Below are 14306 nucleotides of genomic sequence, written 5' to 3' on the forward strand. Positions count from 1 at the left end.
CGCATGCGCTTTGAACCGATCCCGCTGCCCTCCGGACAGCTCGCCGAGCTGGAAACCGCTTACGCCCTGCCGCCCCGGGCGTACCACAACTGGTCACACGTGCAGGCCGTTCTGCACCACTGCGGCACGGTCGCCGAAGCTGGCCCGGGCTGGCGCCAGCCGCGCGAGGTGCAACTGGCCGCGCTCTATCACGACGCCATCTACGACGCGGGCCGCGGTGACAACGAAGCCCGCTCGGCGGCCATGGCGCGCGAGGCCATTGCACGTTGGCTGCCGGAGGCCGGGATCGATGCGACGCGGGTGGTTGAGCTGATCGAACTGACCGCGCGCCACAGCAAGCTCGCGCCCGGCGACGTCGATCCGGAGGCGGCGCTGTTCCTGGATTGCGACATGGCCATTCTGGGGGCGCCGGCGGCGGTGTTCGATGCGTACGACCGCGGCATCGCCGAGGAGTACGCCGGGCACGTGCCGGGCTTCCTGTTCCGGCTCAACCGCCGGCGCTTTCTCAAGCAGGTGCTGGGGCAGCCGCGGATCTTCCTGAGCGACTTCTTCCACCAGCGTCTGGATGCGGCAGCGCGCGACAATCTGCGCCGCCGGGTTGAGCGCTGAACCACGCCCGCTACACTGTGCGCGCTGTTTTCCCAACGTGTGTGGCCATGTCCGTGTCCGTTCCAGATCCCGATCCGCGTCCGCAGCCGCCGGAAGAGCCCGGCCCCAACGAGTGCTGCGGCAGTGGCTGCCCGCTGTGCGTGCTGGATCTGTACAGCGATGAGCTGCAGCGCTACCGCGCTGCGCTGGCGGCGTGGAAACAGCGTCACCCCGATGCCACCGACTGAGTGAAGGCGCTGCGATGTCGCTTCCCCTGCCACGCCCTTCCCGCTGGCCAGCGCAACACCACGGACGTGTCGCCCTGACCACGCTGATGGCCTTGGCGCTGTTCATCGCCATCGCGCTGTGGACGCAATGGGCACGCGATGACCTGGACTGGGTGCAGGCCACCCTGAGCCTGTACCTGCATGGCCCCTGGGGGCTGGCACTGCGCGCGGCTTACTGTGTGCTGGCGCTGGCGATCATGCTGCTGGCCGTTTCCCTGCATGCCAACAGCCGATCACCCCGCCGCAGTGCGGCCGCGCCGCTGCTGTTCTGGGGGGCCGCGCTGGGATTGATGGGCGTGGCGATCGGCGACAGCTGGCTGCCCGAGCGCGCGCCGCTGCTGGCACCGCTGGTGCACGGGCTGTCGGCCAATACCGCGTTCCTGTGCGTGAGCGTGGCGATGCTGCTGCAGAGCTGGTACCTGCGCGCTGATCCGCGCTGGCGCACGTGGGCCGGGCCGGCCTGGTGGTGGGCCTGGCTGTGCTTCGTGCTGCTGTGGCTGCACGTGCTGTGGCGCGGCCCGCCGCGCGGCGCTGGGCAGAAGCTGGTGATCGCCGTAGTGCTGGTGTGGCTGGTCGCGGTGGCCTGGCAGCTGTGGCGGCAGGCGCGTCGCGATGCGCGCTGAGCGTCCGGCCACGCTGTGTACATGCCCTTGGCAGGGCAGGGGCGTATCGTTGGCGCACTAGTCATGGGATGCGCGACGATGCGGCAAGCCGGTTGGGGGATGATGCTGGGTGTGGTGCTGGCGGGGATGTCCGGACAGGCGCTGGCCGCGCCGCCGCAGCAGCTCAGTCACGGGCGTTTCGAGAACGTGCCGGTGTACCTGCCGGACGGTCGCCCGCAACGGGTGGTGGTGTGGTTTGACGGTACCGCCAGCCATGCCGACAGCCAGCAGCGCATCGAGGCATTGCGTGCCGAGGGCGCCCTGGTCGCCCAGGTCGATGTCGCGCACCTGCGCCAGGTCCTGGCACGCGAGAAAAGCGGTGATTGCGCGTTCGGTGCCGGCGATGTGGAGAATTTCTCGCGCTGGTTCCAGGCCTATCTGCACGTGCCGGGCTATCACCTGCCGCTGATCGGCGGCGACGGCGAGGGCGCGGCGCTGGCGTACGCGGTGGCCGCCGAGGCCGATACGCAGGTGTTCGCCGGACTGATCACCACGGGCTTCTGCCCGTCGGGCGTGCGCGAGCGCAAGGTCTGCGGCGCCGGCAGCAGCCACGGTCGCCTGCAGCCGGCTGACCTGAATTTCCCCTGGTTGAACGCTGCCGGCGATGTGCATTGCCCGGCCGGCGAGTCGGCTGCGTTCGTGCGCAAGGTCGGCATGGGGCGCCAGTTCGAGCGCACCGCGCGGGGCGACGCACTGCCCGGCCTGCTGGCCGCAGCAAAAGTGATCGGCGCGCAGAAAGGCGTCAGCCTGGCGCCGCCGCCGGATGACCTCAAGGGCCTGCCGGTGGTCGATGTACCGTCGAGCAAGCCGGGCGACACCTTTGCGATCTTCGTCTCGGGCGATGGCGGCTGGGCCGGGTTGGACAAGGAGGTTGCCGCGTCGCTGAGCGAGGCCGGGGTGCCGGTGGTCGGGGTGGACTCGCTGCGCTACTTCTGGACCGCACGCACGCCCGACGGCTTCGCCCGCGATCTGGAGCGCATCGTCACTCACTACAGCCACCAGTGGCAGCGCCGCAACGTGGTGCTGGTCGGTTTCTCGCAGGGCGCCGATGTGCTGCCGGCGGCAATCAATCAACTGACGCCGGCCACCCGCGATGCGGTCTCGATGATCGCGCTGCTGTCGGTCGGCAAGACCGCCGACTACGAGTTCCATGTCAGCAACTGGCTCGGCGGCGGTGGCGATGGCCTGCCGATCGCGCCGGAGGTGGCCAAGCTGCCCGCCGGTAAAACGTGGTGCGTCTACGGCGAAGACGATGGCGACGCGCTGTGCCCGTCGCTTCCCGCCGGTGGCAATGCGCAGGTCATCAAGCTCCCCGGCGACCATCATTTCAAGGGCGATTACGACCGCCTCGCCGACACCATCGTGCAGCATCTGCCGGCGCGCTGAGCGCCGGCGATCCGTGCCGGCACGGGCTCAATCGTGCCGGCGCGGGTCCAGTGAGATCAGCCGGGTCGCATCCAGCAGGGCGGCGGGCAGGTGCACACCGCCCGGCGCGGCCAGATAACGTGCGCGCCAGACCGGGGCGAACTTCGACTTGAAACGGCGCAGGCCGCTGAAGCCGTAGAAGCGTTCGCCATGCCGCGCGACCACGTTGGCGAAGCGGTTCCAGCGCCCGGCCAGGCGATGCTGGGCCAGCCCGGACAGCGGTGCCATGCCCAGCGAGAACCGGTGGAAGCCGTGCTCGCGGCCCCACAGGAACAGCTCGATGAACAGGAAATCCATGGTGCCCTTGGGCGCATCGTCGACGTGCCGCATCAGGTCCACCGAGAGCTCGTTCCCGGCCGGTGCCTGCCACAGATTGGCGAAGGCCACGATGCGCCCTTCGGCCTCCACCACCGCGACCGGGAAACGCGCCAGATAGGCTGCATCGAAGCTGCCGAGCGAGAACCCCTTTTCATCGCCGGCCTTGTCGTCCAGCCATTGCTGGGAGACCACTGCCAGCGCCGGCAGCAGGGCAGGCACTTCCTCGGGCATGGCGACCCGGAAGCTCAGCCCACCGCGCTTGCCGCGGTTCCAGGCCTGGCGCAGATCGGCGCGCTCGCGGCCTTCCAGGGTGAAGTCCTGCAGCGGCACCATCGCCTCTTCGCCGAGCTTGACCAGGGTCAGCCCGAGGTCGAGATAGGTCTGCCAGTGCGCTTCGCCGACCTGGTAGAACACCGGGCGCAGGCCGAGCCGATCGGCTTCCTCGCGGAAGCGCCAGATCAGCGCACGCACCACCTCTGGTGGGCCAACCGGATCGCCCATCGCGATCAACGAGCCGCCGTAGCGCTGCATCATCACGAAGCCGCGCTGCGCTTCATCGCGCAGCACCGCCTTGTCTGCAGTGAGTACCAGGCAGGCCTGGGTGTCTTCGGCGGCGGCCAGGATCGGGGCGAGCGCGTCCAGGGTGGAGGCATCGGCAGCCGGCAACGGACTGCGCGTGCTGTGCAGCAACCGCGCCAGGCCGAAGATGGTCAGCGCGATCGCCACCAGCAACAAGGCACGCAGCGCGCGAGGCGCGTTGCCCTGCAGCGCGAACTGCCACCACAGCTCGTTCTGGTATTCCACGTGGCTGTAGACGAAGAACAGCAGCCAGATCACCGCGACCAGCACCAGCCCGAGGTTGCGGATCCATGGCCACGACCAGGCCTCATCCAACAATGCCCCCTGGCGATAGAACTCGCGGCGCGAGGCCCACAGTGCGGCCGCCACCAGCAGGGCGGACAGCGCGATCAGCACCTGCCCACCGCGTAGCCAGATCGGCAACGGGGACAACACGCAGATGCCGAGCGCGAGCATCCACGCGGCATGGCTGCGCCGCTGCAGGCCCTGGCCGATCAGCAGCAACGCGACACCGGCCAGGCTGCCCAGCAGGTGCGAGGTTTCCAGGATCGGCAGCGAGGCCGTGACCAGGTGCCGGCGCGGCGTCGGCAAGGTGCCGTCGATCACCAGGGCGGCGCCGACGCTGAACACCGCCAGCGCGATGATCTGCGGCAGCCAGGGGCGCAGCGCGGTCCAGCCGACCCGGGTGGCACCGGCGCCGGCACGCAGCGGGCGACGCAGTGCGGGCGCGACCGCCAGCACCGTGGCCAGCAGCAGCGGCAACACGTAGTAGGTCACGCGGTAGATCAGCGCGGCCGCGAGCACCGCGGCGGGCGCCACCTGCGGCAGCAGCTTGAGCAGGCTCCACTCGAACACGCCCAGGCCGGCCGGCACGCTGGAGATCAGGCCGGCCAGCACCGCGACCAGATACAGCCCGACGAAACCGGGCAGGCCGGTCGGCGTATCCATCGGCAGCAGCACATAGAACGCCGCACTGGCCAGCACCAGCTCGACCACGCTCAGGGCGGTCACACCGAGCATGGTGCGGCGGTCGGGCAGCCACAGGGCATGCCCGCGGATCTGGAAACTACGGCCCTCGCGGCCGACCAGCAGCACCGTGCCGGCATACGCCAGCAGGCCGAGAACGCCGATGATGCGCACCGCCTGAATCGGGATCGGCAGCGCCAGCGCCGCCGCGCCGGGTTCAAGCAGGAAGGCCAGCGCCAGCAGCAGCCACGCACCGAACACGAAGCCCAGTGTGCTCATCAATACGACCTGGCCGATCTCGCCCAGCGTCAGCCCCGCGCGACCATAGCCACGCAGGCGTACGGCGCCGCCGGTGAGGGCCGCAAAGCCCAGGGTCTGCCCCAGCGTATGCGCCAGGAACGCGGTGATGCCGACCCGCGCCGGATGCAGGCGCTTGCCGCTGCGGCGCAGACCGATCGCATCGAAACCGATCAGGCAGGCATAGCTGGCCAGGCCAAGCAGCACGGTCAGCGCGATCTGGCCGACGCCGAGATGGCGGAAGGCCTCGCGGATGGCGCGGTAGCCATGCTCATCGAATTCGTTGGCCAGCCCACGCAGGGCCAAGGCCAGGATCACCAGCGGGATGACGACGGTCGCGGCGCGGCGCCAGGGGGCGCGGGCCGGCGTGGGAGCAGGGGCGGTGTCGGTCATCGGTACAGCGTGCTCCGGGGTGGGCGATGAAAGAGTCAACACAGGCGTGGCCGCCTGACCGGCAAATCGTGCGCCTGATGCCGTCGCTTGCCAAGCGGGTGCACTGTGCGTGCTGTGGCTGCTTTGCGCACCGGGCCGGGCAGGCGCACGCCGCATCGGTGACAATGCGGTTTCATCCAGAGGAGTAATCGCCATGTTGGAACGTTTCGACGTTGGTCCGCGCATGTCCGAAATGACCGTGCACAACAAGGTCGCCTATCTGTCCGGGCAGATCCCTGAAGACACCAGCCAGGACATCACCGGCCAGACCCGTCAGGTGCTGGAAGAGATCGACAAGCTGTTGGCGCTGGTGGCCAGTGACAAGCAGCACATCCTGCGCGCGGAAATCTTTCTCGCCGACATCAACGATTTCGCCGGCATGAATGCCGCATGGGATGAGTGGGTGGTGGCAGGGATGACCCCGGCCCGCGCGACGGTGGAAGCCAAGCTGGCGGACGCGAGCTGGAAGGTGGAGATCGTGGTGACGGCGGCGTTGCCGTAAGCGCACCGCAGAACCGCTGGGCGCCATGGTGATCGACGCATCGCCGTGCGCCCAGGCCTTGCCGCTGCCGCGAGGCGCGTAGCGCCCGGCGCGGGGGTCAGCGCGCGCTGACCAGGTCGATGCAGTCCACCGGGCACGGCGCGATGCACAGCTCGCAGCCCGTGCACAGATCGGCAATGACAGTGTGCATGTACTTGGCGCCGCCGACGATCGCATCGACCGGGCAAGCCTGGATGCACTTGGTGCAGCCGATGCAGTCGGCTTCGATCACCACCGCGACCTGCGGTGCCTTGTGTGCACCGCGCGTGCGGTCGAACGGCACCGCCGCCACGCCCAGGACATTCGCCAAGGCACGCGCACCGGCATCACCGCCCGGCGGGCAGTGATCGATGCCCGCCTCGCCGCGCGCCATCGCCTCGGCATACGGGCGGCAGCCGTCATAGCCGCATTGCCCGCATTGGGTCTGCGGCAACAGCCGGTCGAGGCGTTCGGTGAGGGTGTCGATGGGGAGGCTCATGGCGTGGCGATGGCTGCGCGGTGGGGCATCAGGCCCGGCTGTCCCGGGCAGGTGGTGTGCCCGCCGGGAGATCCCGACGCGGCTTCATGGGCTTGCCGCGATACCAGCGCTCGTGGGCGAGTGCCAGCATCGGACGGTCTTCGCGGCTGTCGCCGTACGCGTGGATGCGCAGGTAGCGCGCGAGGTCGAACCGCCTGCGGATGTGGTCAACCTTGCGCGGGCCGCAGTCGCCGTCGGCATAGCGTCCGGTGAGGCGTCCGTCATGGCTGTCCAGCCGGTTGCAGATCAGCTGCAACCCCATCGCCTCGCACCATGGGCGCAGGTACAGGTCCAGCGAGCCGGACACGATCACCACGGTGTGTTGCTGCTTGAGGTGCCAGTGGATCTGCTCGAGCATCTCCGGCCGCATCACCCCGGGCAGCACATCGCGCGCGTAGCCGGCGGCCTGCGCGGTGATGTCCTCGAGATGGCGGTCGGTGAAGGTCAGGCGGGTGACACGGGCGCGGATGCGTTGCGCGGAGATCAGCTTCAGGCGATAGGCCAGCAGCCACGGGCCGACTTTCCACCAGGCCTGTGCAAGCTGTTCGGGGGTCGCCACGCGGCGCAGGAAACGCCCGTAGGTATCGCAGGTGGTGACCGTGTGGTCGAAATCGAACAGCGCCAGTTCCAACCCACACCTCCAGGCAGAAGAGCGTGGCAGGGCGACCGGGTGGCCGCCCTGCCGCAGCGATCAGCGGACCGGCATGCCCGGCAACGCGGCGCTGTCGGCGTCCAGCAGGGCAAGTGCGCCGCCATCAAAACCGGCCGACAGGATCATGCCTTCGCTCAGGCCGAAGCGCATCTTGCGCGGGGCCAGGTTGGCGATGAACACCACACTGCGGCCGACCAGCTGTTCCGGCTCGCCGTAGCTGGCGCGGATGCCGGAGAAGATCTGGCGCTTGCCCAGGTCACCGGCGTCGAGCTCGAAGCGCAGCAGCTTGTCCGAACCTTCCACGAACTCGCAGACCAGCACCTTGCCGATGCGCAGATCCAGCTTGGCGAAGTCGTCGATGCCGATGTAGGCCGGTGCGGCCTCGCCATCGGCCGCAGCAACCGGTGCCGGTGCGGCAGCGGGCTTGGCCGGTTTGGCCGGGGCGGCGGGGGCCGGGGTGGCGGCCTGCAGGGTGTCCTTGGATGCGTCGGTCATGGCGTCGATTTTTTTCGGGTCGATACGGGTGAACAGGGGCTCGTACACCGCGATGGTGTGCGCGGTCAGCGGGGCAGCGATGTCGGTCCAGGCCTGCACGGGCGCGGCCAGGAAGGCCTCGGCCTGCGCGGCGGTGGCCGGCAGCACCGGCTTGAGTGCGGTGACCAGCACGCGGAACAGGTTCAGGCCCTGGGTGCAGACCGATTGCAGCTGCGCGTCGGCGCCGTCCTGCTTGGCGATCACCCACGGCTTTTCATCGTCGATGTAGCGGTTGGCTTCGTCGGCCAGCGCCATGGTCTGGCGCAGTGCACTTGCCGGATCGTTGCGCTCGTACGCCTCGCGGATCGGCGCCAGCGCGGCGACGAAACGGTCGTACTGGGCGGCATCGGGCAGCGCGGCGGCCAGGCGGCCCTCGAAGCGCTTGCTGATGAAGCCGGCGCAGCGGCTGGCCAGGTTGACGAACTTGCCGACCAGATCGGCGTTGACGCGCGCGATGAAGTCACCCAGGTTCAGGTCGAGATCGTCCACGCCGCCGGAGGACTTGGCCGCGAAGTAATAGCGCAGCGCTTCCGGCTCCAGCCCGGCATCCAGGAAGGTGCGGGCCATCACGAAGGTGCCGCGCGACTTGGACATCTTGGCACCATCGACGGTCAGGTAGCCGTTGACGTGCAGGCGGGTCGGCGCGCGGTGGCCGGTGCCGTGCAGCACCGCCGGCCAGAACAGGCCGTGGAAGTTCACGATGTCCTTGCCGATGAAGTGGTGCAGCTCGGTGCTGGTGCCGGCGCGCAGGTGCGCATCGAAATCTTCGCCGGTCTTCGCGCACAGGGTCTGGAAGCTGGAGAGATAGCCGATCGGCGCATCCAGCCACACATAGAAGTACTTGCCCGGGTGACCCGGGATCTGGAAGCCGAAGTACGGCGCATCGCGCGAGATGTCCCACGCGCGCAGGCCACCCTCGGCATTGAGCCACTCACCCAGCTTGGCCTTCACGCCCGGCAGGGCGACGTCGCCGGCCAGCCACTCGCGCAGGAAGCCTTCGAAGCGGCCGACCTCGAAGAAGAAATGCTCCGAATCGCGGATTTCCGGCGTGGCGCCGGAGATCACCGATTTCGGGTCCTTCAGGTCGGTCGGGCTGTAGGTGGCGCCGCAGACTTCGCAGTTGTCGCCGTACTGATCCGGCGTGCCGCAGTTCGGGCAGATGCCCTTGATGTAGCGGTCCGGCAGGAACATGCCCTTGGCCGGGTCGTAGAACTGGGCCACGGAGCGGCGCGCGATGTGGCCTTCGGCCTCGAGCTTGAGGTAGAAGGCTTCGGTCAGCGCCTTGTTGGCGGCGGAGTTGGTCGAGTCGTAATGATCGAACGCCACGCCGAACGCGGCGAAATCACGCTCGTGGCTGGCCTGGATGTTGGCGATGAAGGCCTCCGGCGTCACGCCGGCCTTCTCGGCCGCAAGCATGATCGGGGTGCCGTGGGTGTCATCGGCGCAGACGAACCAGGTCTTGCCGCCGCTCATTCGACGCGCGCGCACCCAGATGTCAGCCTGGATGTAGCCGACCAGGTGGCCCAGGTGCAGCGGGCCGTTGGCGTAGGGCAGGGCGGTGGTGACGAGAGCGGTGCGGGTCATGATGAGCGCTGTTGCCAGGGGAACCGGGGATTATCGCACGCCAAAACGCAGTAACCCGGCCGAAGCCGGGTTACGGGGGCTCAAAAGCAGCGCCAGGCTTACTCGCGCACCCAGGTCTGGGCGCGGCAGATGAAGGCCACGCAGCCGGACACGTCCAGCTTGGCGCCGCCGGTCTGCAGCTTCATCTTGGACTTGTAGGTCTTGCCATTGCCCGGATCCAGGATGGTGCCGCCGGACCAGGCGTTGGTGCCGTCGGCCTTGAGGTTCCACAGGATGGTCATGCCTTTGACCGGCTTGTTCTTGTTGGCGCCCTCGCAGCCGTCGCAGACCGGATTGGGGCCCTTGTCCGAGTGCAGGATGTCCACGACCTTGCCGGTCAGCGTGCCGTTGGTGGCCTGGGTGATCTCCACGATCGACTTCACCTTGCCGGTCTTGTCGTCGATGGTCTTCCAGCGGCCGACGGCGCCGTCGGCGGCGCTGGCCGACATCGCGGCCATCATCAGCGGCAGCGCCAGCAACAGGGTCTTGAAAGTCTTGCGCATGTTCCCCTCCCAGGGATGTCCGTGAACGCCGGCGCAGGCGGCCGGTACAGGGCCGACTGTATACCCATTCGCTCCGGTACGGAACGTGTCGGGTGCACGCTTCAGCCGGCGTCGGCCGGGATCTCGTACAGCTCCAGCGGCAGGTCGTCCGGGTCGGCGAAGAAGGTGAAGCGGCGGCCGGTGTACTCATCCACCCGGACCGGTTCGCAGGCCACCCCGGCCGCGGTCAGGCGGGCGATCATGGGCTCCAGCAGATGCACGCGGAAGGCCAGGTGGCGCAGGCCCTGCGCCTCGGGGCGGCTGGGCCGTGCGGGCGCGCCCGGGAACGAGAACAGCTCCAGCTGGCTGCCATCGGGCAGGGCCAGATCGAGCTTCCAGGAGTCGCGCGCCTGCCGGTAGTTCTCGGCGATCACGTGCAGGCCGAGCACGCGGGTGTAGAAGTCTTTGGAGCGGACGTAATCGGCGCAGATCAGGGCCACGTGGTGGACGCCGATGAGAGGGGAGTCGGAAACGTTCATTGCAGAGTATCCAGCCAGCGCCGGGCGATCTGCAGCGCCAGCGGATAGGGTTCGGGGGCGTTGCGGTTGCTGAGTACGATCACGGTGAGGCGCTGCGCGGGGTAGCGCAGGATCACGTTGCGGAAGCCGATGCTCTCGCCGCTGTGCCATTGCGCGCCACCGTTGAGCCGCCAGCCGAAACCGTAGAACGGCACGTCCGTCTCGGCGGTGCGGGTAGCAGGGGAGAACATCTGCTTCAACGATGTTGCCTTCAACAGGCGCTGGTCATACAACGCCGCATCCCAGCGCGCCAGGTCATCCAGCGAGGAATACACCCCACCGTCGCCGAGCACCGCGCTGGTCGGGCTCTGATCGGTACGCTGCCAGCGCCCGTCGCGCTCGCTGTATCCGTAGGCGCGGCGCGCGATATCGTCCACGCCGTCCTGATGCGCGACGCTGTCGCGCATGCCCAGCGGCAGGAAAATCCGCTGGCGCAGGAAGCTGGCGAAATCAGTGCCCGAGGCCTTGCCGACCACCAGCGCCAGCAGGGCGTAGCCGCTGTTGCTGTAACGGTAGGCCGTGCCCGGTGCAAAGTACGTTCGATCCTGGCCTTCCAGCAGATGCAGCACGTCCTGGTCATGGACCTGCACGGTCGCGTCGGCAGCCATCAGGTCTTCGTAGTCGAGCAGGCCGCTGGTGTGGCTGAGCAGCTGGCGCAGGGTGATGGCATCGGCGGCCGCTGGCAACGAGGGCAGCCAACGCTTCACTGGGTCATCCAGGGTCAACGCGCCATCTTCGGCCAACAGCAGGATCGCCGCGGCGGTGAACTGCTTGCTGACCGAAGCCAGGCGGAAATTGGTCTGCGCGGTCACAGCAGTGCGATCTTCCAGCACCGCCAGGCCGTACCCGCGCCGGAACACCGGCTTGCCGTCGTGCAGGACCAGCACCGCCGCGCCGGGGACCTGGCCGTCGTAGCGTTGCATCAGCGCATCGATGCCCGGATCCGGTGGCGTCAGCACCGGCGCTGCGGTGACGGTGCCGCTGCCGGCGATGCACATCGCGCTGATCCACACACGCAGATGCCGGACGATGTGCATGCTCGGTTTCCTTCAGGGCTCAGGGCGCGGGCGTGGCCGCGCCACCCTGGCTGGCGATCCAGCGGGCGATCTTGGCGTCCAGAATGTCCAGCGGCATCGATCCATCGCGCAGCACTTCCTCATGGAAGCGGCGCGCGTCGAAACGTGCCCCCAGCGCGGCCTTGGCCTTGTCGCGCAGTTCCATCATCTTCAGTTCGCCCAGGCCATTGGCCAGGGTCTGCCCGGGCAGGGCCATGAAGCGCTCCACTTCCGCGGTGGCATCGCTGGCGCTCATGTCCGCGGTCTTGACCAGATAGTCCACGGCCTGGCGCTTGCTCCAGCCCTGCGCGTGCACGCCGGTGTCGGCGGACATGCGCGCCGCACGGGTCAGCGCGGCCTGCAGGTAGCCGATCCGCTCGTACGGGTCCTGGTATACGCCCAGTTCCTCGCCCAGCGACTCGGCATACAGGCCCCAGCCTTCCACGAAGGCGATATCGCCGCCCAGGCGACGGAAGCGCGGCAGCTTGTCCAGCTCCTGCTGCAGGCCCAGCTGCACGTGATGGCCCGGAATGCCCTCGTGCAGGAACTGCATCGGCGCCGACCAGCGGCGGCGGCTCGGCAGATCGCCGGTGTTGATGTACAGCACGCCCGGACGCATGCCGTCCGGCAACGGCTGCTGGTAGCTCACCGCGCCGGCGGTGGCCGCGCGTTCGGGCTCGACCGCGCGGATTTCCATCGGGGCCTTGGGCAGCGTGCCGAGCAGGCTAGGCAGGCGTGCGTTGACCTGGCTCTGCAGCTGCTTGTAGCGGTTGATCAGTGCATCGGCGCTGGCGTACTGGAAATCGCGGTCGGTGCGCATGGTGCGCAGCAGCTTCTGCTGCGAGCCGCGGATCTTGTTCTCTTTCATGATCGTGGTGATCTGCGCCTGCAGCGTGGCCACGCGTTGTTCGGCCAGCGCATGGATCTGTTCGGGCGTCAGCGTGGATGCGGTGCTCTGCACGATGGTCTGCGCATACCAGGCCTTGCCGCCGGGCAGGCCGGCCAGGCCATCGGTGCTGCGTGCGGCGGGCAGGTACTCGGTGGCGATGAAGCCGCGCAGGGCGCGGTACGACGGCATGATGCGCAACTCGATCATGCGCTTGTATTCGGCGGTGATACGCGCCTTGTCGGCGGCCGGGAAATCCTCGGGCAGGTTGCGTATCGGCGCCCAGAAGATGCTCTCTTCCGCAGTCGGCTTGATCACCGCATCCAGCTGCGGCAGCACCTTTTCCATCAGATCGCGCGGCTGTACCACTCCGGCGGCCATGCCCTGGCGCATGTTGGCGATGGCCTGTTCGAACAGGGCGGGAATGCCCAGCGAACGGCGCGACCAGCCATCGTAATCCTGCACCGTGTTGAAGGGCTGCGCACCGGAGCCGGAGCCGAGAATGGCCATGATGCTGCCGAGGTTGTAGTACTGGCTTACCGGCAGCATCCAGCCGGGGAACTGCTCGGCGGCCAGTGACATGCGCGCATCGCGCACGAAGATTTCATAGCTGAGCAGGTCCTGGCCGGTCAGGCCATCCGGGCCGATCTTCTCGACCTTGCCCAGCCACTCCACGGTGAAGTCATGCGACTGCTGGCGGTAGGCGGCGGAGAGGATGTTCGGGAGCTGATCGTTGTGGCGGCTGTCGCCCTGGAACGTGGCCTGCAGCGGATTGAGCCGCATCGAGGCATCCCAGTACTCATCGTAGATCCGGTCCAGCTGCGCGGCCTTGCTCTGCTGGCGCACCAGCGGCTGGCGGGCAGGGGCGGCGGCCGGGCGTGCACGCGGCTTGGCTTTGGGCTTGGCGGCGGGCCGGGACTGCGTCGCGGCGGGCCGGGTGGCCTTTTTCTTGGCAGCTTCGGCCGGGGCGGCGGCGCTGAAGGCCATCAGGACGGCGATGGCAAGCGCCAGGGCGCGGGCGGGGTGGGGCATCGGCTGTTTCCGTAAACGCACAGACACGGGAGCTTGCCCGATTCGCCTGCGTACGGCCAGCACCGGTCCCCGGTCAGCTTTGTCACGTACGGCGCTCAGTCAGCTGCGGCAGCACGGGGCTGCCGCGAGGCTCAGCGATCGCCGGCGCGGGTGAACGGTACGCTTTCCGGGGCGACCGCGCCGCCGGAGATGATGAAGCTCATTGCCTGGTCCACGGTCCAGTCGGTGGGCGTGAGCAGTTCCACCGGCACGATTTCCAGATAGCCGGAGGTCGGGTTGGGTGTGGTGGGTACATACACCGCCGCCAGTTCGCGGCCGGTGCCCTGTTCCTTGATCACCCGGGTGACCAGGCCGACCGACTTCATGTCCCGGTGGGGAAAATCGATCAGCACCACGCGCTGGGTACTACCCGGCTCGGTCTGCAGCATGTCCAGCAGCTTCTTGGCGCTGTCGTAGATGATGCTGGCAAGCGGAATGCGTTTGATCACCGCGCCGAACCAGCGCAGCAGGCGCTGGCCGATCACGCGGCGGCTGAGAACGCCCACCGAGAGGATTACCAGCAGCGTGGCGGCCAGGGCGATGATGTCCTGCATCCACTCGACCTTGATCCAGCCCAGGTAATGCGGGAACGAGGCGGCGATCTGCTCGGAGAGCGGCACCACCAGCGGGCTGGAAATGCCCGACAGCAGCACGAACACGAATTTGACCACCACCCAGGTCAGCCAGATCGGCAGCAGGGTCAGCAGGCCGGTCAGGAACAGGCGCTGCAGGGAGGGACGCGGAACGAGTTGGGGGGCTTCGGGCGACATCTGCGCATTGTAGCGGCGGCGATGCCCGGTTTACGCTGCCTCT

The 14306-nt window shown here is 68.3% G+C and carries 14 protein-coding genes; 5 read left to right on the top strand and 9 right to left on the bottom strand.

The window, feature by feature from the left end:
* The first annotated feature begins 3 nt into the window (after positions 1 to 3).
* The 4 genes from EDF74_RS13385 (at position 4) to EDF74_RS13400 (ending at position 2923) form a co-directional block, all read left to right on the top strand.
* A complete protein-coding gene (locus EDF74_RS13385; protein ID WP_123730556.1) occupies positions 4 to 609 on the top strand; it encodes an HD domain-containing protein in 606 nt (201 codons plus the stop codon).
* A 47-nt stretch (positions 610 to 656) separates the two neighbouring features.
* Positions 657 to 836 (top strand): oxidoreductase-like domain-containing protein, encoded by a 180-nt coding sequence (locus EDF74_RS13390; protein ID WP_123730557.1) that lies wholly within the window; start codon positions 657 to 659, stop codon positions 834 to 836.
* Positions 837 to 850: 14 nt separating this feature from the next.
* Positions 851 to 1498: a DUF998 domain-containing protein gene (locus EDF74_RS13395; protein ID WP_428999162.1), complete on the top strand. Its 648-nt coding sequence runs from the start codon at positions 851 to 853 to the stop codon at positions 1496 to 1498.
* 78 nt (positions 1499 to 1576) lie between these two features.
* Complete coding sequence (locus tag EDF74_RS13400; protein WP_123730559.1) at positions 1577 to 2923, top strand: virulence factor family protein; 1347 nt, start codon at positions 1577 to 1579, stop codon at positions 2921 to 2923.
* A 27-nt stretch (positions 2924 to 2950) separates the two neighbouring features.
* On the opposite strand, the gene mprF is transcribed toward EDF74_RS13400, so the two are convergent.
* On the bottom strand, positions 2951 to 5515 hold the full coding sequence (gene mprF / locus EDF74_RS13405) for a bifunctional lysylphosphatidylglycerol flippase/synthetase MprF (RefSeq protein ID WP_123730560.1): 2565 nt from the start codon (positions 5513 to 5515) through the stop codon (positions 2951 to 2953).
* Positions 5516 to 5708: 193 nt separating this feature from the next.
* Here mprF and EDF74_RS13410 point away from each other — a divergent pair, with 193 nt between their 5' ends.
* Complete coding sequence (locus tag EDF74_RS13410; RefSeq protein WP_121038644.1) at positions 5709 to 6056, top strand: RidA family protein; 348 nt, start codon at positions 5709 to 5711, stop codon at positions 6054 to 6056.
* 97 nt (positions 6057 to 6153) lie between these two features.
* Here EDF74_RS13410 and rnfB read toward each other — a convergent pair whose 3' ends face one another.
* From rnfB to EDF74_RS13450, 8 genes are all read right to left on the bottom strand, one after another.
* Positions 6154 to 6573 (bottom strand): Rnf electron transport complex subunit RnfB, encoded by a 420-nt coding sequence (gene rnfB, locus EDF74_RS13415; RefSeq protein ID WP_123730561.1) that lies wholly within the window; start codon positions 6571 to 6573, stop codon positions 6154 to 6156.
* Positions 6574 to 6601: 28 nt separating this feature from the next.
* A complete protein-coding gene (locus EDF74_RS13420) occupies positions 6602 to 7243 on the bottom strand; it encodes an HAD family hydrolase (RefSeq protein ID WP_123730562.1) in 642 nt (213 codons plus the stop codon).
* Between the two features lie 60 nt (positions 7244 to 7303).
* A complete protein-coding gene (gene metG / locus EDF74_RS13425; RefSeq protein WP_123730563.1) occupies positions 7304 to 9382 on the bottom strand; it encodes a methionine--tRNA ligase in 2079 nt (692 codons plus the stop codon).
* Positions 9383 to 9480: 98 nt separating this feature from the next.
* Entirely contained in the window at positions 9481 to 9924 is a 444-nt protein-coding gene (locus EDF74_RS13430; protein WP_121038630.1) for a DUF2147 domain-containing protein, read from the bottom strand.
* Between the two features lie 101 nt (positions 9925 to 10025).
* Positions 10026 to 10442, bottom strand: coding sequence for an SMU1112c/YaeR family gloxylase I-like metalloprotein (gloA2, locus tag EDF74_RS13435; protein ID WP_123730564.1), 417 nt, complete (start codon positions 10440 to 10442; stop codon positions 10026 to 10028).
* Positions 10439 to 11479: a serine hydrolase domain-containing protein gene (locus tag EDF74_RS13440; protein ID WP_428999173.1), complete on the bottom strand. Its 1041-nt coding sequence runs from the start codon at positions 11477 to 11479 to the stop codon at positions 10439 to 10441. The genes gloA2 and EDF74_RS13440 overlap by 4 nt, the downstream gene beginning before the upstream one ends.
* A gap of 58 nt (positions 11480 to 11537) precedes the next feature.
* A complete protein-coding gene (locus EDF74_RS13445; RefSeq protein ID WP_123730566.1) occupies positions 11538 to 13454 on the bottom strand; it encodes a DUF885 domain-containing protein in 1917 nt (638 codons plus the stop codon).
* 131 nt (positions 13455 to 13585) lie between these two features.
* A complete protein-coding gene (locus EDF74_RS13450; protein ID WP_123730567.1) occupies positions 13586 to 14263 on the bottom strand; it encodes a DUF502 domain-containing protein in 678 nt (225 codons plus the stop codon).
* Positions 14264 to 14306 lie beyond the last annotated feature (43 nt).

This window comes from Stenotrophomonas rhizophila, assembly GCF_003751305.1.
Taxonomy (GTDB): Bacteria; Pseudomonadota; Gammaproteobacteria; order Xanthomonadales; family Xanthomonadaceae; genus Stenotrophomonas; species Stenotrophomonas rhizophila_B.

Excerpts from the sequence above, each read along its gene's own strand:
- rnfB (WP_123730561.1), bottom strand. The coding sequence starts at position 6,573 with ATGAGCCTCCCCATCGACACCCTCACCGAACGCCTCGACCGGCTGTTG.
- EDF74_RS13445 (WP_123730566.1), bottom strand. The coding sequence starts at position 13,454 with ATGCCCCACCCCGCCCGCGCCCTGGCGCTTGCCATCGCCGTCCTGATG.
- EDF74_RS13390 (WP_123730557.1), top strand. The coding sequence starts at position 657 with ATGTCCGTGTCCGTTCCAGATCCCGATCCGCGTCCGCAGCCGCCGGAA.
- EDF74_RS13440 (WP_428999173.1), bottom strand. The coding sequence starts at position 11,479 with ATGTGCATCGCCGGCAGCGGCACCGTCACCGCAGCGCCGGTGCTGACG.
- EDF74_RS13450 (WP_123730567.1), bottom strand. The coding sequence starts at position 14,263 with ATGTCGCCCGAAGCCCCCCAACTCGTTCCGCGTCCCTCCCTGCAGCGC.
- mprF (WP_123730560.1), bottom strand. The coding sequence starts at position 5,515 with ATGACCGACACCGCCCCTGCTCCCACGCCGGCCCGCGCCCCCTGGCGC.
- gloA2 (WP_123730564.1), bottom strand. The coding sequence starts at position 10,442 with ATGAACGTTTCCGACTCCCCTCTCATCGGCGTCCACCACGTGGCCCTG.
- metG (WP_123730563.1), bottom strand. The coding sequence starts at position 9,382 with ATGACCCGCACCGCTCTCGTCACCACCGCCCTGCCCTACGCCAACGGC.
- EDF74_RS13430 (WP_121038630.1), bottom strand. The coding sequence starts at position 9,924 with ATGCGCAAGACTTTCAAGACCCTGTTGCTGGCGCTGCCGCTGATGATG.
- EDF74_RS13410 (WP_121038644.1), top strand. The coding sequence starts at position 5,709 with ATGTTGGAACGTTTCGACGTTGGTCCGCGCATGTCCGAAATGACCGTG.
- EDF74_RS13395 (WP_428999162.1), top strand. The coding sequence starts at position 851 with ATGTCGCTTCCCCTGCCACGCCCTTCCCGCTGGCCAGCGCAACACCAC.
- EDF74_RS13400 (WP_123730559.1), top strand. The coding sequence starts at position 1,577 with ATGCGGCAAGCCGGTTGGGGGATGATGCTGGGTGTGGTGCTGGCGGGG.
- EDF74_RS13385 (WP_123730556.1), top strand. The coding sequence starts at position 4 with ATGCGCTTTGAACCGATCCCGCTGCCCTCCGGACAGCTCGCCGAGCTG.